Source organism: Megasphaera micronuciformis F0359 (assembly GCF_000165735.1).
GTDB classification, from domain to species: Bacteria; Bacillota; Negativicutes; order Veillonellales; family Megasphaeraceae; genus Megasphaera; species Megasphaera micronuciformis.
The window spans coordinates 120,608-142,252 of record NZ_GL538184.1 but is presented as its reverse complement, the minus strand read 5'-3'; the positions used below and the strand labels follow the sequence as shown (position 1 = coordinate 142,252).

The 21,645-nt window shown below is 46.5% G+C and carries 21 protein-coding genes; 15 read left to right on the top strand and 6 right to left on the bottom strand.

Translation table 11 applies throughout. The features are described 5' to 3' along the window. The first annotated feature begins 149 nt into the window (after window positions 1-149). The gene (locus tag HMPREF9429_RS01840; protein WP_006941206.1) at window positions 150-905 is read left to right on the top strand and encodes a formate dehydrogenase accessory sulfurtransferase FdhD; all 756 of its coding nucleotides are present in this window, start codon (window positions 150-152) and stop codon (window positions 903-905) included. A gap of 54 nt (window positions 906-959) precedes the next feature. Here HMPREF9429_RS01840 and HMPREF9429_RS01835 read toward each other — a convergent pair whose 3' ends face one another. The 4 genes from HMPREF9429_RS01835 to HMPREF9429_RS01815 all read right to left on the bottom strand — a co-directional run bounded on the left by HMPREF9429_RS01835 (window position 960) and on the right by HMPREF9429_RS01815 (window position 6,282). After that, window positions 960-2,189, bottom strand: a complete 1,230-nt coding sequence (locus tag HMPREF9429_RS01835; RefSeq protein WP_006941205.1) for a molybdopterin molybdotransferase MoeA — start codon at window positions 2,187-2,189, stop codon at window positions 960-962. 16 nt (window positions 2,190-2,205) lie between these two features. Then, window positions 2,206-2,733 (bottom strand): 4Fe-4S dicluster domain-containing protein, encoded by a 528-nt coding sequence (locus HMPREF9429_RS01830; protein ID WP_006941204.1) that lies wholly within the window; start codon window positions 2,731-2,733, stop codon window positions 2,206-2,208. Beyond that, window positions 2,726-4,930: a formate dehydrogenase subunit alpha gene (fdhF, locus tag HMPREF9429_RS09310; RefSeq protein ID WP_083801168.1), complete on the bottom strand. Its 2,205-nt coding sequence runs from the start codon at window positions 4,928-4,930 to the stop codon at window positions 2,726-2,728. Before fdhF ends, HMPREF9429_RS01830 begins: the two co-directional genes overlap by 8 nt. Window positions 4,931-5,136: 206 nt before the next feature. After that, window positions 5,137-6,282 (bottom strand): molybdopterin-guanine dinucleotide biosynthesis protein MobB, encoded by a 1,146-nt coding sequence (locus tag HMPREF9429_RS01815; RefSeq protein WP_050777755.1) that lies wholly within the window; start codon window positions 6,280-6,282, stop codon window positions 5,137-5,139. 180 nt (window positions 6,283-6,462) lie between these two features. Between HMPREF9429_RS01815 and HMPREF9429_RS01810 the strand changes: the two genes are divergently transcribed. The 14 genes from HMPREF9429_RS01810 to HMPREF9429_RS01745 all read left to right on the top strand — a co-directional run bounded on the left by HMPREF9429_RS01810 (window position 6,463) and on the right by HMPREF9429_RS01745 (window position 19,037). Beyond that, window positions 6,463-7,278, top strand: a complete 816-nt coding sequence (locus HMPREF9429_RS01810; RefSeq protein WP_006941199.1) for a formate/nitrite transporter family protein — start codon at window positions 6,463-6,465, stop codon at window positions 7,276-7,278. Window positions 7,279-7,430: 152 nt separating this feature from the next. After that, window positions 7,431-8,450 (top strand): molybdopterin-binding protein, encoded by a 1,020-nt coding sequence (locus tag HMPREF9429_RS01805; protein ID WP_040773289.1) that lies wholly within the window; start codon window positions 7,431-7,433, stop codon window positions 8,448-8,450. Window positions 8,451-8,459: 9 nt separating this feature from the next. Next, window positions 8,460-8,960 carry a cyclic pyranopterin monophosphate synthase MoaC gene (moaC, locus tag HMPREF9429_RS01800; protein WP_006941197.1) on the top strand — a complete coding sequence of 167 codons (501 nt, stop codon included), beginning with the start codon at window positions 8,460-8,462 and terminating at the stop codon, window positions 8,958-8,960. Further along, window positions 8,950-9,912, top strand: coding sequence for a GTP 3',8-cyclase MoaA (moaA, locus tag HMPREF9429_RS01795; protein ID WP_040773286.1), 963 nt, complete (start codon window positions 8,950-8,952; stop codon window positions 9,910-9,912). The genes moaC and moaA overlap by 11 nt, the downstream gene beginning before the upstream one ends. Before the next feature lie 4 nt (window positions 9,913-9,916). Next, window positions 9,917-10,852, top strand: coding sequence for an MOSC domain-containing protein (locus HMPREF9429_RS01790; protein WP_040773283.1), 936 nt, complete (start codon window positions 9,917-9,919; stop codon window positions 10,850-10,852). A 20-nt stretch (window positions 10,853-10,872) separates the two neighbouring features. Further along, the gene (modA, locus tag HMPREF9429_RS01785) at window positions 10,873-11,718 is read left to right on the top strand and encodes a molybdate ABC transporter substrate-binding protein (RefSeq protein ID WP_006941194.1); all 846 of its coding nucleotides are present in this window, start codon (window positions 10,873-10,875) and stop codon (window positions 11,716-11,718) included. A 14-nt stretch (window positions 11,719-11,732) separates the two neighbouring features. Continuing rightward, on the top strand, window positions 11,733-12,410 hold the full coding sequence (gene modB / locus HMPREF9429_RS01780; RefSeq protein ID WP_006941193.1) for a molybdate ABC transporter permease subunit: 678 nt from the start codon (window positions 11,733-11,735) through the stop codon (window positions 12,408-12,410). Then, window positions 12,401-13,444 (top strand): sulfate/molybdate ABC transporter ATP-binding protein, encoded by a 1,044-nt coding sequence (locus HMPREF9429_RS01775; RefSeq protein WP_006941192.1) that lies wholly within the window; start codon window positions 12,401-12,403, stop codon window positions 13,442-13,444. The genes modB and HMPREF9429_RS01775 overlap by 10 nt, the downstream gene beginning before the upstream one ends. A 27-nt stretch (window positions 13,445-13,471) precedes the next feature. Then, entirely contained in the window at window positions 13,472-14,695 is a 1,224-nt protein-coding gene (locus HMPREF9429_RS01770) for a hypothetical protein (protein WP_040773281.1), read from the top strand. A 33-nt stretch (window positions 14,696-14,728) separates the two neighbouring features. Beyond that, window positions 14,729-15,181 (top strand): hypothetical protein, encoded by a 453-nt coding sequence (locus tag HMPREF9429_RS01765; protein WP_006941190.1) that lies wholly within the window; start codon window positions 14,729-14,731, stop codon window positions 15,179-15,181. A 150-nt stretch (window positions 15,182-15,331) separates the two neighbouring features. Next, window positions 15,332-17,017: a hypothetical protein gene (locus tag HMPREF9429_RS01760; protein WP_040773278.1), complete on the top strand. Its 1,686-nt coding sequence runs from the start codon at window positions 15,332-15,334 to the stop codon at window positions 17,015-17,017. Next, window positions 17,007-17,561: a hypothetical protein gene (locus HMPREF9429_RS01755; RefSeq protein WP_006941188.1), complete on the top strand. Its 555-nt coding sequence runs from the start codon at window positions 17,007-17,009 to the stop codon at window positions 17,559-17,561. The genes HMPREF9429_RS01760 and HMPREF9429_RS01755 overlap by 11 nt, the downstream gene beginning before the upstream one ends. Before the next feature lie 401 nt (window positions 17,562-17,962). Beyond that, complete coding sequence (locus HMPREF9429_RS01750; RefSeq protein WP_156780689.1) at window positions 17,963-18,478, top strand: hypothetical protein; 516 nt, start codon at window positions 17,963-17,965, stop codon at window positions 18,476-18,478. Window positions 18,479-18,692: 214 nt separating this feature from the next. After that, a complete protein-coding gene (locus HMPREF9429_RS01745; protein ID WP_269479163.1) occupies window positions 18,693-19,037 on the top strand; it encodes a ShlB/FhaC/HecB family hemolysin secretion/activation protein in 345 nt (114 codons plus the stop codon). A 50-nt stretch (window positions 19,038-19,087) separates the two neighbouring features. Here the strand turns inward: HMPREF9429_RS01745 and HMPREF9429_RS01740 are convergent, their stop codons facing one another. Then, window positions 19,088-20,512, bottom strand: coding sequence for a vWA domain-containing protein (locus HMPREF9429_RS01740; protein WP_006941184.1), 1,425 nt, complete (start codon window positions 20,510-20,512; stop codon window positions 19,088-19,090). Between the two features lie 3 nt (window positions 20,513-20,515). Beyond that, entirely contained in the window at window positions 20,516-21,628 is a 1,113-nt protein-coding gene (locus HMPREF9429_RS01735) for an ATP-binding protein (protein ID WP_006941183.1), read from the bottom strand. Window positions 21,629-21,645 lie beyond the last annotated feature (17 nt).

Genomic DNA, 21,645 nt, shown 5'->3' with positions numbered 1-21,645 from the left:
ACGCTAATGCGTACGCCCTCTTTGTATGTAGGGGATAAACGTAGAGCTTTTCGGTAGCTGTAATTGGCTTACATCATCGTATCTGCATAACTATATATGTTATAATATATATATTGCAAATATATTATTGAAAACAGAGGTATTTAAGTATGCAAGTAAAAAAGGTTCAAGAAAGTGATGTCTTAAAATTTTCTCCCTGCTCGGAGATTTCATATGTCGATTACTATACCAAAAGGGGGAAGGAAGAAAAGACGGCCCCCATTTCTCAAGAAGTCATGGTCCCTGTCATTATTGACGGCAGTGAACGGGGAATGATCATTTCCTCGCCTCAGGATATATACCACCTGGCTATCGGCTATGTTCTGGCTGAAAATCTGGTGCCTACATATGCCGATATTGAGTCTTTGGTTGTAGAAGACGGAAAGGTTCTCGTTAAGATGACGGCGGAAGCTCATGAAATACCGACGCCTCCGGCAGATCGATTAGGAACAGTTAAGGCCGATGAAATTTGTGGTTACGGCGGCTTACTTGATTCGTTATCGGCAGCTCATCACGCCTCTCACGGTGTTCATGAAGGGGCATTAGTGCGTAACGGTGAAGTCCTGGCCTATGCTGAAGATATTGGCCGTCATAATGTTTTAGACCGTTTGAGAGGGATTGTAGAAGATAAAAAAATCGATGTCTCCGATGTGATGCTTATCTTCAGCGGTCGCGTACCTCAGTCCGTTATTTCCAAGGTACACGGTATGGGTGTGCATTTAATCGCATCAAGAGCTTTGCCGTCGGCCTTGGGGTTGAAGTTGGCAGATGAATACGGGATTACGGTTGTATGCGGCCTGCGTCCCGACTCCTTCCGCCTATATACACATCCTGAAAGAGTGTCTTTCCAGGGAAATATATCTTAGTATAAATAAGAAAAGGGAGTGACCTACAGGTCACTCCCTTTTAGCATTTGTCCGTTATTTTTTCAGCAATACGGTTCTTACACTCATTCCTTCCATCGCAGGAGGGGCACCTTTGGGAATAAAGGCGAGAGCGTCGGCACGAGCCGGTCCGAATAAGGAGCCTGCCGTAGCTCGTTCCAGGGGCGTAAAGAAGGGGATACCGTCTTCATATGAAACCGTGCCTTGGACGAAGCGATCGACCGGGTTGTTTTTATGCAATCCTTCTTTCATACGGCAATCAAGTTCCGGTAAAGCTGTCTGTTCCTCGCCGCGGAGACGACGCAGTACGGGCAAGGCAATGAGATGAAAGGCGTTAAAAGCTGCCGACGGGTTGCCGGATAAGCCGAGAATAGGGACGGTTTTACCTTTCCTTTCAATGACTCCGCCAAAGGACGCGGAACCGGGACGCATGGTCACGCGGTCATATAATTTACGGGCACCGATGCGTTCGTAAATTTGCGGCATAGAATCGAAGAGACCGACGGAAACGCCGCCTGTACTGATAATTATATCGACTTCCATAGAGGCTGAGAAGATACGGGTAATTTCCGTATCCAGTTCGGACACCTTGTCCGTTACGTGCATGTAGCCGATTTGTCCGAAACCGTATTCACGCAAAAGACCGGCAAACAGGTAGGCATTGGAATTATAAATCTGTGCTCCGTTGCGGGGTTCTCCCGGCATGACTAATTCTTGGCCCGACGTAATAAAGAGAACTCGCAGATCCTTGTAGACCGTCAAATCCGTATGACCGATGCCGACAGCTGCCGACATGGCACCGGCAGTCAGGACGGACCCGGCTTTGAGAATTAAGTCACCTGTCGTACATTCCTCACCGATGGGAATGACATTGTCACCCTTTTGCACGGGCAGGTTAAGATGAATACTCTTTCCGTCGGCTGTAGCGGACACCTGTTCTTGCATGACAATGGTGTCCGTTCCGTCAGGCAGGGCTCCGCCCGTCATAAGACGAACGGCAGCCCCTTCTTTTACCGTGCCGTCATAGACCTCGCCGGCACCGAGGGTCGCTAAGACCTCATAGTCTGTGCGACCTTTTTCGAAGTGAACGGCATAGCCGTCAAAAGGAGACTTACGAAAAGGGGGATACGGTTCGGCGGCATGTATATCTTCGGCGAGGATTCGCCCCAACGCAAGATCGGGACGGATTGTTTCCGTCCCGACTGTTGTCGTGGTCAGTACATCCGCCCATATACGATTTACTTCTTTTACTGATATGGGAGTCATAAGCTGAACCTTTCTGTTATGCTTTCGATGCTGCAGCTTGCTTAGCCGCTAAGGCTGCCTTGGCCTTGGCCGCCGCTTCTGCCGGGTCGAAAAGTGTGAATACTTCCGTAGGACATGCTTCGATGCAGGCGGGAATGCCTGATTCCGTACCGTGGCACAGGTCACATTTAAAAGCCAATTGGCGGAAAGGACGGCCCTTTGTATCGCCATGGTAAATGCGTGCCATCGTAATACCGTCGAAGGGGCAGGCCTTGGCACATTTGCCGCAACCTTTACAAATATCCTGATCGAGGATAACACTGTCTTCACCCATGGAAATGGCGTTAAAGGGACAAGCTTCCATGCATTTGGGCTTAGGGCATTGACGGCACTGTACGGGCTTTGTCATGTCCTTGGTAATTTGAATTTGGACACGCGGCGTAAAGTCGTAGCTGTCCGGGTCCATGTTGAATACATTCTTTCCCGTGTGATTGACAACGCAGGCAATCATACAGGTGCGGCAGCCGATGCACAGCATAGGATCCGATTTGATGAATTTATTCATTCGATGCCGCCTCCGTTTCTTCGAGAACGCCCGTTAAGCGGCGAATTTCTTTGTATCGTTCAACAACTTCCTGTTCGGCTGCTTTTTGGTCGTCGATTTTTTCAACGCGGCAGGCGCAGTATTTGAATTCCGGTGTATGACTCTTCGGATCGAGTTTGGCGTTAGTTAATTCGTTGCACGCACCGACCCACCACTGATAGGTCATATACGTAGCGCCCTTGGATACACGCTCTGTCGGCAAAGCTCTCGTAATCGTTTGACCACGAGGCGAGAAGACACGCACCAGTTCGCCGTCTTTAATTCCCAAAGCTTCGCAATCGTCGGGGTTCATTTGAATGAAGCCCGGTTCGTCGGCGAGGGAACGCAAGAGACGACAGTTACCGGTCATGGTACGGACAGAGTAGTGACCGACTTCGCGGACTGTAGACAAGGATAAGGGGAATTCTTCCGTTTCTTTTTCCTTTACAGGCGTGAAGGGGAAGAAGTAGAAATGTCCCTTACCTTCCGGTTTGTTGAAGGTAGCCCCTTCGTGAAGGAATTTCGTGCCCTTATCTTCCGGGTCGCGAGTGTAGCAAGGCCACTGAATGCCGTAGTTGGCTTCCAGTTTTTCATACGTAGCCCCGTAGTATTTCGGTGAAAGGGAAATCATTTCATCCCAAATTTCTTCCGTGTTGTTGTAGTGCATGGGGTATCCCATGGCTGTGGCTACGAGGCAGAGAATTTCCCAGTCCGTCTTGACGTTCGGATCCGGATCCACGAGTTTATGAACGCGCTGGAACCGGCGATCACAGGACGAGTATACGGCTTCGTGTTCGCCCCAGGCCGTAGCAGGGAAGATAACGTCGGCGTATTCACTGGTTTTGTTGAAGAAAATATCTTGAATGACGACGAAATCGATTTTCGAGAGCGTTTCACGAATTTCCGGTAAATCCGGATCGGACTGGGCCGGATCTTCGCCGATGATATAGTAAGCATGAATTTGCTTTTTCGGATCCGACTCCCGTAGTACTTTGTCGGGAACGTGTGTCAGCGGCGTGCCGTTAACGGGTGATAGGGGAACGCCCCAAGCTTTTTCAAACTTGGCACGAACTTCCGGATCAGTAACCTTTTGATAACCCGGGTATACGTTCGGTAGAACGCCCATATCGCAAGTTCCCTGTACGTTGTTTTGTCCGCGTACGGGGCCTACGCCTGTTGCATAGTGACCGAAATTACCGGTCATTAAAGCTAAGTTGGAGCAGGCAATAACGCATTCAACGCCTTGGGAGAACTGTGTAACGCCCATGCCCCAAAGTGTCATAGTATGCTTGGAAGAAGCGAAGAGGCGTGCGGCCTTACGAATTTCTTCCGCATCGAGATGGGTCTGTTCGGCAATGGCTTCCGGTGCGTACTTGGGATCGGAAATTTCCCGGGCGTACTCATCGAAGCCTACTGTATGAGCTTCAATAAATTCATGGTCAACCAAGTCTTCCGTGACAATGACATGAGCCATAGCACAAAGGAAGAGCATGTTCGTGCCGCCCTTAATGGGCAGGAAAATATCGGCAATACGACCTGTTTCCGTCTTGCGGGGGTCAACGCAAATAATCTTGGCTCCCTTTTTCTTAGCCCGTACAATACGACGCGCTACAAGGGGATGAGAGGTAGCTGCATTGTAGCCCATGTTGAAGATGACTTCCGCATCTTCGATTTCCGGCACGCTGTACGACATAGCGCCTTCACCTAATGTTTCGCCGAGCCCGGCGACAGAAGGAGCGTGTCAGATACGGGCGCAGTGGTCGACGTTATTGGTACCGATAACTGCGCGCATGAATTTTTGAGTTAAGTAGCCTACTTCATTTCCGGGACCGCGAGCCGAGCCGGCACCCATAACCGTGTCGGGACCGTATTCTTTGATGATAGCCTTTAAGCGATCGGCAGTATACTGAATGGCTTCTTCCCAAGTAGCCGGTTTCAAGGGAGCTCCCTTACCGCCGCGACGGATTAAGGGAGTGCGAATACGTTTGGTTAAAATTTTGGGATCATTCAGATAATCCCAGCCGTACAGGCCTTTCAAGCACAAACGTCCGTCATTGTTTACGCCGTGCGGCGATCCCTTTGCTTCAATGACGCGATTATTTTCTCTGTCTACAGTACAGTCAATAAGACAGCCCGTACCGCAGTAGGGACAGACGGTAGTAATCGTTTCGTAAGACATGTGGTGATTCACCTCTTTTAATAAGCGCATAGATGAACAATTACATAACTATACGCCAAAAGAAAAATTCTCATGAGTTTTACTCATGGATGTTTTGATACATGTCTATTCTATACCTAATTTTCTCAATATGCAACACGTAAAAACGAAAATTTTTACGGATTATAAATGGAGAGATAGTTAAAACATCAGATAAAATGAGGATTTTACAGATTGGCCAATAGTTTTATGTATTTCGCCAAGGCAGAAATATTGTCAACGTGTAAAGTATTAAAATACACTGAATTTGTATCCTTTCGTCGTGTCACCAAGGCGACTGTTTCATTGTCCTCTTCTGCGGCACCGGCTTCAGGCGGTAAAACCAAAAGTTTCGGAAAAAGACCGTGACGGCGACTTTCAATGAGGACCAAATCTACGGACATAGAAAAGGCGGCGTCCTCTATGGCCCGGCTTTTTTTCGGTCCGTCCGGGATAAGAGCCGTACAAACGGCTCCGGCGCGGGTCGCCAGATCCGTATCGCTGTTTCGCTTAGGCCCTGTAGACATATGATGAGTGCTTTTAACATAGCCGACCCTATACCCTTGGGCAGACAACTCTTTGATGACTTGTGTAATCAAATGTGTTTTTCCTGTACCCGAAGTTTCTGCAGTGATGGAAACGACAGGAACGGGGCGATTTTGATTAATTGCACAAGCCAGGGCTTCTTTATAGGCTATGGGTGTGTTCATATTCAAGTATTGGCGTGCATAAGGCGTTTCGTCGATGAAAATCGCCTTTTTATTATAAATTTTTCGAACTCTGTAGTCGTCGGCGGCCAAGGCTGTACGGATTTTTTCATAAACCCGTCCCTTATAAAGTGCCGCCAAGGGATTTTCTCGCCCCTCGACAACGGGTATAACAGCGTCATACTCGGAGGCATCGGCAGCCAGCAAAGCAGGCACCCGTGAAAAGTCGAAAAAGGGAAGGTCCACGGCCAGGATGAGCCAACGGTCGGAAGGATATAATCTCATGGCCGCCTCCATACCGCCTAAAGGGCCGCAGTCTGAATAACGGTCGGATACAATAGCAAGGTGACGCTCCGTGTCAAGTCCCCGGTTTCGGATGTATTCTGTTGTATGACCGTCTTGTATCGAGCTTTGACGGATAAAGTCCGGAATTTCTTGCGGTTCTATTATCCTGTTTGCGGAAATAACCGTGCGTTCAAAGGGATAAACGTAAGAATTTGTCAGCATATGAGTCAACGTTGTCGAATCTTGCCAGGGCAATTGAGACTTATCTTTTTTCATGCGACTGCTTTTGCCGCCGGCTAAGATTAAAAGCGATAAGTTGGGAATTTTATCATGTCTTTTCAAGGTAAACCACCTCGTTTCAAATCTTCCTTTTAAAGAATCCTATCATATTTTGGCGGCGTTGCAAAAAAAAATTACAAAAAAACTTGTATTGACGAAAATTTATAAAGATATATACTATAACCTGAACTCATATTATATTTGCTTATTTCTAATAGGTTAGAGCAAGGAGGTATCATTATTATGTTTTCTCCCCAGGAAATTTCGGAAAAGTTTATTGACATCGGTAAAGGCAAGGCGGATCTTTGCTTACACAAGGCACTTTTATTAGCTTTGTTGGCAGGGATGTACATCGCATTGGCGGCTGTAGGCGCCAATACGGGCAGCAGTATGATTGAAAATCCGTCACTTGCCAAAATTGTGAGCTCTATGATTTTCCCCGCAGGTCTTGCCATGGTAGTTCTTGCCGGGTCGGAATTATTTACCGGTGACTGTCTCATGATTATCAGTGCCGGTGAAGGGGCTATTTCGTGGAAGAAAATGTTTCGTTGCTGGTTTTTAGTGTATATCGGTAACTTTGTGGGCTCTATTTTAGTAGCTTTTTTGATGACACAAGCCCATCAGTACTCTCTGTTCGGCAACGGGGTGGCCTTGGTTACTATGAAAACAGCAGTCGCTAAAGTGTCTTTAGCTCCTTTAAGCGCTTTGATTCTCGGCATATTCTGTAACTTCCTGGTTTGCGTTGCCGTTTGGATTGCCGCCGGCGGCAGCTCCGTAACGGAAAAGCTTGCATCTGTATACCTTCCCATCTTTCTGTTTGTTGTATGCGGCTTCGAGCATAGTGTTGCCAATATGTACTACATTCCGGCGGGGATTTTTGCCGCAGGAGACCCTGTCTATGCGGCGGCGGCAGTGGCTAAAGGGATAGATACGTCCGTTCTTACGTGGGGAAACTTCTTTATTAACAACCTGATTCCCGTCACGATTGGAAATATTATCGGTGGTTGTATTCTCGTGGGGGCAGTGTACAAGAAGTGTTACCCCAAGAAAAAGGCATAGAATAGCCATTTGTGAAGAAAAGTACTTGCGTTTGGATACTGGCTATTTATAATAAAATAGGTTACAATAATCATGTAATACCGGCTCCGGCATTCACGTCGAGAGCCGGTTGTTTACACTATGGAGAAATTTTCAGAGAGGCAATACAAGCTATGAAACGGATAAAAACGGAAGAGGCCGTAGGTCAGGTTCTCTGTCACGATATTACACAGATTATTCGCGGCGTCTCCAAGGGCCCGGTTTTTCGTAAGGGTCATGTGGTACAAAAAGAAGATATACCCGTCCTTTTATCAGTCGGAAAGGATACGCTCTTTGTTTGGGAAAATGACGAGCAAATGATGCACGAAGACGAAGGTGCCGCTGTACTGAGAGATCTTACTATGGGATCGGGAATGCATGCTACAGAGCCGAAGGAAGGCAAGATCGATTTGATTGCCGATTGTGACGGCATGTTGGAAATAGATACGAGGCGATTAAATATTATCAACGGTCTCGGTGAAATGATGGTTGCTACCAGACACGGCGGTTTTACTGTACATACAGGTGATAAATTGGCCGGTATGCGAGTGATTCCGCTGGTCATTGAGAAAGAAAAGATGGAAGCGGCAAAAAAAGCGGTGGCGGGAAAACCGTTAATGAATATCCGCCCGTTTAAGGTTAAAAGGGTAGGTCTTGTTACGACGGGAAATGAAGTTTTTTACGGACGAATTGAAGACACCTTTTCGCCCGTCATTTATGACAAGGTAAAAGAATTCGGGGCTCGCGTGGAAATGCATACCGTCCTTCCCGACAATCCCGATGGCATTACAGCCGCTATTAAGGACATGTTGACAGCAGGGATGGAAGCTGTTTTCTGTACAGGCGGCATGAGCGTCGATCCTGATGACAGAACTCCTTTAGCCATTAAAAACACGGGGAATCGCATAGTTTCCTACGGCGCACCGGTTTTGCCGGGAGCCATGTTTCTTTTATCGTATACGACAGATGCCCGTCCTGTTGTCGGATTGCCCGGGTGCGTTATGTATGCAAAACGGACGATTTTCGATTTGGCTTTGCCTTATTTGATGTCCGGTACGGAATTGGATGCAGTGACTTTGGCGCGTATGGGTGAGGGCGGGTTATGCCTGGACTGTCCCGTCTGTACCTTCCCCAATTGCGGGTTCGGTAAGTAGGTGTGATGCATGGCAAAATTTACACATATTGATGAAAAAGGAAATGCTCTCATGGTTGATGTGGGACATAAACAGGTTACATCACGGATGGCTTTGGCGACCGGTCGGATTTTCATGAACGACGAGTGTTACAAAGCCGTCAAAAACGGTCAAGTTACCAAGGGTGATGTTTTGGGAACAGCCCGTATTGCGGCAATTATGGCGGCAAAGAAGACAAGTTCCTTGATACCTCTTTGTCACAATTTATTGATTACCAAGTGCACGGTAGATTTCTTATTTCATGATGAGACACGTGCCGTTGAAGCACAATGTCGGGTTTATTGTGAAGGTAAGACCGGTGTTGAAATGGAAGCTCTTACGGGAACATCCGTGGCTCTACTGACCGTATATGACATGTGCAAAGCCGTCGATAAGAGAATGGTCATTTCCGAGGTGCATTTAGAAGAAAAGACGGGCGGTAAGAGCGGTCCCTTCTTGTTTAACGAAGGCGGTGAAAACCGTGAAAGATAAGTCGGGGAGAAGTATAAACTATTTGCGCATTTCCGTAACGGATAAGTGTAATTTTCGTTGCCGCTATTGTATGCCCGACCCCGTTCCCGATGTGGAACATGAAGAAATCTTGCGGTATGAGGAGATCTTACGTATTTGTGAAGCGGCCGTTCGCCTAGGTATTCGAAAATTTAAGATTACGGGCGGTGAACCGCTGGTGCGTAAGGGCTGTGTCGACTTTATGCGATGTTTAAAAGAAACGGACGGGGTAGAGACTGTTACGCTTACGACGAACGGCATGTTCGTAAAAGAGCATATAGACGAGTTTAAACATATGGGATTGGACGGTATTAATATCAGTCTCGATACATTGGATCGCAAACAGTTTCATCGCTTGACAGGAACGGACGGAGTGGATGCGGTTGTAGATGCCGTAGCTGCTTGCGTATCTGCCGGACTTAAGACCAAGATCAACTCGGTTCTTCTCAGTGAAACGAAAAGCCAGATCTTACGCCTGGCACATTTGGCACAAGAGATGCCTGTTGATGTGCGTTTTATAGAAGTTATGCCTATCGGCTTCGGTCGCTTTGAAAAAGGCCCGACAGAGGATGCAGTTTTGCAGATATTACAAGCAGAATATCTTGATTTGGCTTATCGCCGGGATGTAAGAGGAAACGGGCCGGCCGTTTATTACGGAAGCAGTTTGTTGCAAGGGTATATAGGCTTTATTGCCGCCAATACTCATCGCTTCTGTGATGAATGCAATCGTATGCGGTTGACGAGTACCGGGTTTTTGAAGCCCTGTCTGTGCTATGACAGCGGTATCGACCTCAAAGCTGTCTTACGCGGCGGTTCCGGAGACAGTTTGACAGCGGCTCTGACACGTGCCGTCAAAAGCAAACCGCAAGGCCATTGTTTCTCTCATATCGGGGAAATAACGGAAAATAAGACGATGAATCGAATCGGTGGGTGATAATATGGGAAAGATAGAAGCTATTTGTATAAGCAGAAAACGAGGCGTGCAGAAGGAGCCGATAAAAGAAGCCAATCTTCTTGTCCATTGGGGAATTGAAGGTGATGCACACGGTGGTAAGTGGCATCGTCAGGTGAGTCTTCTTTCTGCCGATAAGATAAATGCGTTTAGAGAAAAAGGAGCTCATGTTGATTTCGGAGCCTTCGGCGAAAACCTGGTTGTTTCGGGATTTGATTTTGCTACCTTGCCGGTAGGGACCTTGTTGCGCTCCGGGGACGTACTTTTGGAAATGACGCAAATCGGTAAGGAGTGTCATACTCATTGTGCCATTTATCATTCCGTCGGTGACTGTATTATGCCGAGAGAAGGCGTATTTGCACGCGTCCTTGAGGGCGGAACACTGCATTGCGGTGATGAACTGGTCATTGAAGAGCGTAAAGGCCCGCGTCCCTATCAAGCGGCCGTTATCACCTTGTCCGATAAGGGCAGTCGCGGGGAACGCATAGACGAAAGCGGCCCGCTTATTGTAAAAAGATTGGAAAAGGAAGGTTTCGAAGTTATGGAGACCTTGCTTTTACCCGATAATGAAGAAAAACTGAAGAAAGAATTAATTCGCCTAGCCGATCAACGACAAGCAGATCTTATTTTGACAACAGGCGGTACGGGGTTCGCACCGACTGACGTGACCCCTGAGGCGACTCTGGCCGTGGCGGATCGTATGGTTCCGGGAATTGCCGAAGCCATGCGAGCCGAATCGATGAAGTTTACGAAACGGGCCATGTATTCAAGGGCTACGAGTGTTCTTCGTAAGGGTACATTGATCGTAAACTTGCCGGGAAGTCCCAAGGCTTGCGATGAATGTTTGGACGTATTTTTAAGCACTGTCGCTCATCCGTTGGATTTATTGCGCTACGGGGCGTCTGACTGTGCCAGAAAATAATTTTGCCGGAGGTTTTAAATATGAATACCTGGAAAAAAGCGGTAGGCTTAGCTGTTATGGCGGCCTTGGCAGTGGGGCTTATCGGTTGCGGCGGACAGCCGGAAGGTTCTAAATCGACAGGAGGGAAAGAAAAAGTGCATTTAACAGTATTTGCTGCGGCAAGTATGACGGAAACGTTGAATCAGCTTAAAACAGAGTATGAAAAGCAGCATCCCGATGTAGAAATTACATTTAACTATGATTCTTCGGGTACATTGAAAAAACAAATCCAAAACGGGGCGGAGTGTGATCTCTTCATATCGGCAGCTCAAAAGCAGATGAATCAGTTGGATGTCTCGAAAGATGAAAAGGCTAACCCGGACAAATTGGATTTTATAGATCCGGCGACACGCATTAACTTGTTGGAAAATAAGGTTGTATTGGTTGTTCCTGAAGGAAATCCCAAGCAAATCCAAAACTTTAACGATATGGCGGCCAAGTTGAAAGACGGTTCCGTTCGTCTGGTTATGGGGAACAGTGACGTGCCGGTCGGCCAGTATACGGAAAAAATCCTGAAATTCTACAACTTGGATGAAAAAGCGATTGCATCTGCCGGTAACATTACATACGGCTCCAATGTAAAAGAAGTTACGACACAGGTCTTGGAAGGAAGTGCCGATTGCGGCGTTGTCTATGCTACTGACGCTTTCAGTGCGAAGTTGAAACCTGTTGACCAGGCGACCAAGGAAATGTGCGGTCAGGTTATTTATCCGGCAGCCGTATTGAAGAATTCGAAACAGCAAGATGCAGCTAAAGATTTCTTGAAATTCTTACAAAGTGATGAAGCTATGAAGGTATTTGAAAGCGTAGGCTTCAGCCGCGTATAAGGAGTTCGTTACACATGGATTGGTATCCTCTTTGGAACAGTTTGCGCATAGCGGCCATCTCTTGTGTCATCGTCTTTTTTCTCGGTATTTTTGCGGCCTATAAAATTGCCGCTTTACCGAAGTTGGCTAAGGGAATTTTAGATGTATTGCTTACCCTGCCTCTCGTCTTGCCGCCAACGGTGTGCGGCTGGATTTTACTTCTCCTTTTCGGCCTCACACATCCTCTGGGTATTTACCTGAAACAGATAGGTATTCAGTTTGTTATGACTTGGTATGGTGGCGTCATCGCTTCGGCAGTCGTGGCCTTTCCGCTCATGTATCGAACCGCTCGCGGAGCCTTTGAGAGCTTTAATGAAAACCTGGCTTGGAGTGCTCGGACCTTGGGTCTGTCGGAACGGTTTATCTTTTGGAGAATCCGCATGCCCGCTTGTAAGCAAGGCATCATTGCCGGCGTTGTCCTGGCTTTTGCTCGCGCCTTGGGCGAGTACGGTGCGACGAGTATGCTTATCGGCTATATACCGAATAATACGGCTACGATTTCTACTACCGTGTATCAGTTATGGCGAACCAATGACGAGTACAGTGCTTTTATATGGGTTGTCATTAATATGATAATCAGTGCTGTCGTGCTCTTGACCGTGAATATGATGGAAAAGAAGGCTCGTCAAAGGAGGGGCCGAGCATGGCAATAGATGTAAGTGTACAAAAAAGATGGGGCGATTTTTCACTCGATGTATCTTTTTCATCGCCCGGTGGCATTGTCGGTCTCTTAGGCGCCTCCGGTTGCGGCAAAAGCAAAACCTTACAGAGCATTGCGGGCATTGAGAAACCGGACAGGGGATTTGTCGGCGTGGACGGTAAGGTTCTCTTCGACAGCGAAAAAAAGATAGACGTGCCTGTGCAGGAGCGGCGCGTAGGCTATTTGTTTCAGGATTATGCCCTCTTTCCGAATATGACCGTAGAAGAAAATATTTTCCACAGTATTCGGGAGAACTGCAATAAGGCGGAAAAGGGAAAAATCGTCGGCTCCATGGTAAAACGCCTGCGTCTGACCGGGTTGGAACGACAGAAACCGGGACAGCTTTCGGGCGGACAGCAACAGCGCGTCGCCTTGGCGCGCATTCTCGTGAACGAGCCGGACGTTTTGCTCCTTGATGAGCCTTTCAGTGCGCTGGACAGCTATTTGAAGGAAAAGGTAATGATCGAAATCAGCGAGACGTTGGCACGTTTCCGGAAGGACGTCGTCCTCGTCACGCACAGCCGCGATGAAGCCTACCAGCTTTGCGATTCCCTGGCGATTCTCTCGGCGGGACGGCTGGAAGTATTCGGCAGGACAAAAGATGTTTTTGCAGCGCCGCGGACAAAGGCGGCAGCCGCCTTGACGGGTTGCAAGAACATCATTGCCGCCGCGAAAGCGGGCGATCATGAGGTGAACGTTCCCGGCTGGGGCGTGACCTTTAGGACGGAGGAAGCGGTCGGTGACGACCTTTGTGCCGTAGGCGTGCGTGCTCACGCGTTTAAGATCGACGAAGAGCGCAACGCCTTCAATCTGCGCATAGTCGAAGAGATAGAGCAGCCCTTTGAGTGGGTTCTGAAATTCCGTTATTCCGACCAGCAGGAAGGCACGCAGCATATTTGGTGGCGTTTCGCCAAAGACCGGCGGCCGGCAGCCTTGCCGGAACGACTGGGCGTGGCATCTGAGGATATACTGCTTTTGTATAGGTAAAGGATAACTTTGAGAGGATGCAGCACTTTGGAGCGCTTAGCCGAAATGTTGCATCCTCTTTTTGCAAGATCTGCAGCTGTTGCAATGGATGGGACAACATACAACTGGTTAATGCATTCGGATCAGATGAATCTTTTGAATGACTATGAGTGGTTTATCAGTTTGCAGCAAGGCGGAGATATAGAATCGGCTAGAGGCGCTTTTTTGGAGAAGGCGGCATATTATTTGGCTTTAAATGACTATGAAGGTGAAAACAGCCTCTTATACGGGTCAAACGATATGATATCTAAAGAGCTTAATGATTCGATTAGGCAGCATGATATACAGGCGTATGACAATAAATTCGGCATACAGCTTACAGAGTTGATTAATAATTTATTTGCCGAATATTACAACACACCGGAAGAAAGGCAACGGTTAAGTGCGCTTAGGGACGCAAAATTGGAAGAATTTCGAGCAAACGGCCGGGTATATAGAGATCTCGCCATCGGCATAAGGCCGACATACGGAGACAACTATGGCAGCAATGAAAAGCCTCGCATTATCGGAGAAGGACATCAGGCAAGTGACGGAAGAATCTATCACATATATTCGGACGGACATACGGAAGTAACCAATGACTGGTTAGGTGTACGAATGATGAGTGCCGGATATCCCGTAGAACAAGGGGCTGATGGCGCATGGTACGCAAACGGTGCATGGGTTCCCAATGAATATTTGCCGAAAGATAAACGAGATATTTCGCAAGCATTTAATACTTCATTCTCATTTGGCGCACCGGAAAGCTTTAAAAGACTCAACCCGTCAAGTAAACAGATGGGGAGACAATTGATAGAAGAGGGGATTATACCGGATCCGGCTAAAATGACCTCGGATTATGAATATTTTGAACTAGGTGTCGGGGCATTGAAATTTCTTACAGGCGCAGGTGGGGGAATTATTGATAAAGAAGGAAATGTTTATCTTTTTGCGGAAGGTACCGGTGGTTTTGGTGTGGGCACACCGATTTTTGTAGGAAAAGGATATGGATATGTTGATCCATCTTGGTTAAAAAATAATCCAGACAAAACTATTATAGATGCAATTGGTGGAAGTAGCTATGGCATATCAGGAAGCAGTTTGCTGTCCGGTAGTGTTAGCAAAGGCTACGATGGTGGTGCAATAAATACAGAATTCGGTATTATTACAAGTGCCGGAACCAACTTCACGTATAGAAGAACTATATTTATAGGGAATATTAAAGATTTTTAATTAAAGAGATAGGAAGGAGGGCAGGAATAGAGAATGAAATGGGGTCGTTCTGAGGTAATAAGGGGAGGAATCATTTTATTACTTTTTATATATGTTGTTTTTGGGGGCTTGTTTGATAAATTTAATTCGGAAAAAGGAAGAATAGAAAATATTTTAAAAGGAGAAGCATATAGTATTGAATTTAAGGATACGAATATAAGTGCACAAGGATTTAATCAAAGAGGTGTGCCTGTATTAAATGGAACAATTTATCCATATACGGTTGTCTATGTCAGCAATCATGCAGTGAATGAAAATGAAATTATTTCAAGACTGGAAAATAGTGGCTATGCATTAAAAAAAGAATATTATAATTCCGTACAAGAGCACATTTATAAATTGGATAAAGTGCAGGGGCCATATCAACAGCATTTGACATGTGAGGTACGCATGAAAATGCATGAAGAGTTCTCTATCAGATATCAATATAGGTATAAATTTTGGTAAATCTTTGTTAACGGGTGCAGACACAGCAGGTAGCGATAACCAATGATGCAGTTAAACAACTGATATCCGATAGCTTTGCCGAAAGGCTTCTCTTTTTATATTCAGGAATGGGGCAGTAGTGCAGATGGATATTTCTCGAAAGCCGAAGCAATGAGCGTGACCGAACAGGCCGGCATCTATGCGGGAGACGGCGGCTTTGCAGTAAACGTGGGCGATACGATGCATCTTAAAGGGGCCGTTATCGGCAGCACGGCAAGTGCGGAAAAGAACAGCCTGACTACGGGGCATCTTGTCATGGAGGATATACAAAACAGCGCGTCGTATAAGCTGGACAACAAGGGCATAGCGTATAACAAGTACGCTGGTAAAGAAGAACGGGATGCAAACTACAACAAGACGGGCCTTACGCCGGATGTCTTGCCGGGCGTACAGAAGGACGTACATACCGCGACGAAATCCGCCATCGCCCCGGGAACGATTACAACGACAAAGGAAAATACCGACCTTACCAAGATAAATCGGGATACGGCCAACTCGCTCAATCAGCTGGGGAAAATCTTCGATAAGAAGAAGCTTGAAGAGCGGCAGTTGTTAGCTAAAGAATTCGGTGAAATAACATTTAAAGCCATTGGCGACTATGCAGCCTATCGGCAGCGCCATGCCAAAAGCTATGAAGAGTGGAAGGCATGGCAAGACGGCGGTGCCAATAAAGTCATGCTCCATGCCCTTGTCGGGGGAGTTATGAGCAAAATCGGCGGCGGCTCCTTTAAGGCGGGAAGCTTCGGTGCCGGAGTAAATGAATTGGTGCAAAAAGAATTGCGTAGTATAAAAGACCCGGCCGTGCGGCAGTGGACTGCTTTCCTCATCGGCGGCGCGACAAATGTGCTTATCGGGGAAACCCGCAGTATAGGAAGTGCCGCGGCATTGAGCGGCACGAAATGGAACTATTTAACGCATGAAGAATTTTTTGCACTTAATGCAGAATATTATGCATGTAAAACGGAGGAAGAGCGGGATGCCGTATTGGAGAAATGCCGACTCCTGGATGAAGAAGAACGGCCTTCCGCGCCAATTGAACTGCATCCCATTTATGGTGGTGAAGGGATAGAGGCTACGGTTAGCGGCTTGAATTTGGATGACCATGCTAAAAAGATGCGGAAAGAAGCATATGAAAGTATGGTAAGTCGATATGATGAAGAATTTAAAGAGCAAAAGAAACGGAATCCTTTATATTCAGCTGACAAAAAAGCACACGCAATTGAACTGTTAGAAGAGCGCGCTGAGTCCGCTAAAAAATACGACATGCCATTAGCCAGAGATTTGCTTAATGTATTTTTGGATCATTACGAGAAAGACGGTGTGATGCAGCTTGATTATAAAAAGTATGGTATTACGAATGTTGAATATACAGAGAATGGCTATCCCATATTTGAATTCGGGAAGGAATCTAATGTCAACAGGGTATTGCGGGAAAACGTGCCTTTAAGCATCTTTCTTGTTAGTCAGACTATAAGGAATGTAGAAAATAAGGGTGTGAAAATGCCTACGTTTATGACGTCAAACAGCTTTTATTCGTATGGAAGAGATCTTGCGCTTGGATTAGGGTCGGCTACCTCAATCGTAACAATATATAAAATAAGTCCGGATTTAATTGCGGCGAAAATAACAATAACAGATAATTGGAATCATAGCCCAATTGATGCGCATCTTAGAGATCTCTTTGGAGCGGCATATCTGGTACAGCAGTCCGGACTGAGGAAGACCTATGCATTTAAGACCACGTATGATGTTATCCTTTCATTGAAGGAAGTGGAGGAAAAGTTAAATGAATATTGAGCGAAGGCCGGTGAAGGCGGTAAAGGTAACGGTATATACCCTCTTGGTTATTCTGTGTTGGCTTGCTATCGGCTTTGTAGAATTGGATTCCATAAAATATTTTGGCCTGCTGCGATATAAATTTATTTCCAATATTACGCTCATTCATGATGAGGCAAACGTTGCGGTAGAGCCATGGGTATTTGCATATACCTACAGTCCCCCGTATTTATATACCTATGGCGTATCGGGATATACCAAGACTGATGTACTTCCCGGCGGAAGCGTAGAGAAAGTATATAATTCGGTTTACTATAACTATGTACCCGACGAATTTATGGGGCCATTTGAAACTACATTACAGCGGTTTAAGGATAAATTCGGGAAACAACTGATTTTAAGGGACTCGTTGCAAGATGTGTCGGAGATGGATAGACATATTTACTTAGGGTTAAAAGAAGCTGGGCAAGAGCGTAGAACGTCTTATTTTAGAAGGAAATGTATTCATTTTCCGGACAAGATAGATGAGTATTTGGAGAAGGAGCGAGGATTAGATTCTCTATAGCCGGGAGTAAAGAATAATAGTTTATTGTTTTGAAAAAATGAGAGTGGATCAACCGAGCTTGATGACTTTGTCGGAGGGCACTTCCTTTCATATTTGCTATATGAGAGGTCGTCAGCTGGATAAGCGCGTCGTTCAAATCCGCCATCACTTCGGGAACGATTACAACGACAAAGGAAGCTGCTGATCTTATTAAGATAAACCGTATGACAGACAATTGGAATCATAGTGAAAAAGATGCAAGACTTGGCTCTTTTCTTAGGGACATATATAGTACAACAAAATGGACTCTGCGGGACCTATGCCTTTAAAACAACATATGATGTTACCTTTTCATTGGCAGAATTATATGGGGTGAAATAGAAATGACAATTAGGATGAGAGCATGGAGTTTGTTGACGGTAATGGCATTTATTATTTTATATGGTATGTACTGGTCTACCGTGAATGTTATACAGGTAGATAAGGTAAAATACTTTGGGATGATGCGGTATGAGATGGAATCCGATAGAAACCTTATTCAGCATAACGTCTATGTTGCTATAGAACCATGGATATTTGCCTACTATTTCGAGTCACCGTACTTATATACCTATGGAATATCGGGATACACCAAGACCAATGTAGTCCCCTTTGGAAAAGTCGAGAAGGTTTATAACCGGAGCTATTATCAAACCGTGTCAGAAGAATTTACGGGACCGTTCGAAACTACGTTGCAGCGGTTTAAGGATAAATTCGGGGGCCAGTTGATTTTGAAGGATTCTTTACAGGACGTGTCAGAAGGCGATCGGCAGATATACCAAACCTTAAGAATCAAAGGAGAATCCGAAAAGATCTGGTATTTTGACGAGATCCTTCGTCGTGGATTAGAAAAACAAGAGGATATCTCTGCTATGAAGACTTGTTTGGAGGAATTATAAAAAACTCAGGGTGTATCCTTATCAGAACAATGCCACTGGAAGTAGTTTTATATATGTATCGACCTTTACAAAATTAAAAAAGGAAACATGGAGATTACGGTCACTATCAGCAAGGGGAAGATAGAAAGCGACTACATAGGCGTAATCGAATAGGCCGGCATCTATGCGGGAGACGGCGCCTTTGCCGTAAACGTGGACGACCGGCGGCGACAGACTGTACGGCGTGGATATGATCAGCATAGGGAACCGGTACACGGTGCGGGGGTTTGACGGGGAATATACGCTCATGGGAGAAAGCGGCTGGTACGTGCAAAGCGAAGTTTCTTCCTATATCCCGGCACTGCACAGCTCCGCATACGCCGGTATCGATGCAGGTGCCGTATACGGACCTTCGGCACGGATGGGGACAGGCAGAACCCTTGCCGGTGCTGTCGTGGGCATGCGGGGAGATATTTCGCCCGGCTTTTCGTATGACGTTTTTGCAGGGACGCCGCTATACAAACCGCAAGGGCACCGAACGGGCAGAGCCTTCGGTTTTACGCTCAGCCGGAGGTGGTAAATATGCAAAACAGACGACACGCAATGGTGCATGCCGTCTGTTTTCGTTTTTCAGCCGCGAATGTATTCGGACAGGTCCCGGGTACGTTCTTGGTTAGCCATGGAAAAGCCGCCTTTTTCGACTGCATCGAAATCAAAAGGAGCGTCTTGAGGCTCGGCGGACTGTAATTTTTTTATTTTTCCGTACGGCTTTTTCAAGGAGAGTATGCCGTCTTTTCCCGTGAGAAGCCATAAAATCGGATATCCCTTAGGCGGTACGGGAAGCTTTTCTTCCCCCTTGCCGTCCGTGAAAAAAAGAAGAATATCCGGCTTGTGGGCATTACAATACTCGATAACAGGGGCAAAAGCCGTGCCGCCTCGCTTCGGAAATCGCTCCTGCAAGTCCGCAAGGTCTTCAATGTGGTAGATACGGCGAATTTCGTTATCACACTCAATGATTGTCAGATCATGGTCACAGGTCTTTACAATTTGAAGTACTTGCTCCATAGCCTGGCGGAATTCTGTATCTCCGATACTGCCGCTAATATCCAAGGCAATGGTAACGGCAGCTTTTTTATTACGTAATTCGCCGCGCAGATCCAGCCGTTCCGGTTGCCGACGATTGCGCCTAGTCGTCGTTTTCTTATAATTGGCCGTTACGGTGCGCACTACTTTTTTTAAGTATTCGTACCACGGCCTGTCACTGACGGCACGATCCAAGGCTGCCATGAGGGATGCCAAATAGGCATTGGGCTTGCTTTTTCTGGCTCCGTCGACGGCTTTTTTCGTAAATTCAATAAGTGTTTTTTCATCGACATCGTCGCTTTCTTCCCAAATGTCATGGCTGTGCTCAATGTTAAAGCGTTCAGAGAAGAAAGCTTCGCCGCTTTTCATGTCCGTAAAGGCATCCGTCTTAGGCCGTTTATTCAGGGCGCACTGAATTTCTTCCGCATAGTATTCGAGAGATTCAAATAAGGGCATCGAGAGGCCGTACTGCAAGTTGACGACCGCCAAGGTGACGGCATCGGACGGTAGGGGGGCCAAATAGGTATTGACGACAATATCCATGGCTAAATCTACAGCCAGAGGAGAGAAGCGTTTTTTCAGGTCTTTGGTCCGCAAGGGATGAAGAGAGAGAATATGAAGAACCTCGTGCTTAACGGCGCTTTCCATTTGTTCCGCAGTCAGCTGTAGAAACAGATAGGGATTAAAATAGAGGGTATAGCGGCCGTTTTTGAATGTTGTTCCCGTAGGACTGTCCAGTTGAAACCGCAAGTCCCTGTCGGCTTGGAAGAGAAAATAACCGAAAAAGTTATCCCTGTCATCAATAAGACGAAGGTTCAGCATATCTAAAAGAGAAAAGAAGCGGTGCCTGAATTCGGATGAAACGGTAAAACCGGCTTTTTCATCGTTGCGCGCATAGTTATCCCGTTGCTCGGCAAGGTCGTGGAAAAGGAGAATGGCCTCCTGATCGATGTCGACAGGTGTTTTGTTCATAGATTATCTCCGGCGTCGGAAGGGTGCAAAATACATATCAATAAAATCGTCATTATATTGAGCGTATTCGTAGATAGCCGGCATAGTATTACGGATATCTTTCATGACGGCAACCGCCAAATCGACAGGATACGTTTGCAAGAAGGTAACGAAGCGAGATACGGCAAATTGGCCGTCAAGTGTTTTTTCCTGTAAGGCCTTACTCAGACGATTCAAAATATTGCGAGCACTTATGTATAGTCGTGTATGAGTTTCCGCCGCTACCCGCTCTTTTATGTCATCAGACAGAGAAGGGCCGGTAAAGACGTCTTCGTACGTGATTAAGGGCGTGTAATCGCTTTCAATAAAATTTAAAAACTCTTCGGCAATGACTTTGCCGACATTACCTCGAACGACATTATAAAAAACGGAGCGACGCACGTTTTGTTGCTTTATATAGCGGCGATAGAGAGCGGAAATACGCTCGTAGCTTCGCGGCGTAGCATCTATATCGTCTTCATTTGCACGAATGAGGTATTCAGGATAGGTGGAAATAAATTGACAAACTTTGTCGTCAATATTGTTTTCAGCGGCCCAGGATAACCATTGATACGGGTCCGCTTCCATATATAGCCAGACAAAACGATTTTCTTGAGCCGCATCCATATCGACAGCCTCGTAATCCTGCGAATCGGCAGGGTTCATGGCCGCTAAGATGGAGACACTCGAGTCCAGATGATACCCGTTGATTTCTCTATTTAAAATAAGATTCATCAGTTCCTGCTGAACCGCATGTTCGGAACGATTTATTTCATCGATAAAGAGCAAGACGGGTTCTTTTTTCTCCAAGTATTCGTCTATTTCGCGAAGCTTGTTATGGACTGCGTATACCGTCGTTTTTACGTGCGTCAATTTGCCGTCTTTCGTTCGTTTTGTAAAATCATCGATAAGAGGCAGGCCGCCGATTTCCCCTTCTTTTAACAAGTTGCCGTCAATATAGACCAGATGCGCCTTGAGACGCTCGGCCAACTCGCGGGCCAACGCAGATTTACCGATACCCGTTTTGCCGACGATAAGGGGTACTTGGCCGGCAGATAAAACGAGTTCGACACTTTCTAAGGTTTCCGTATAATTCATATGCACACCTCTTAAGG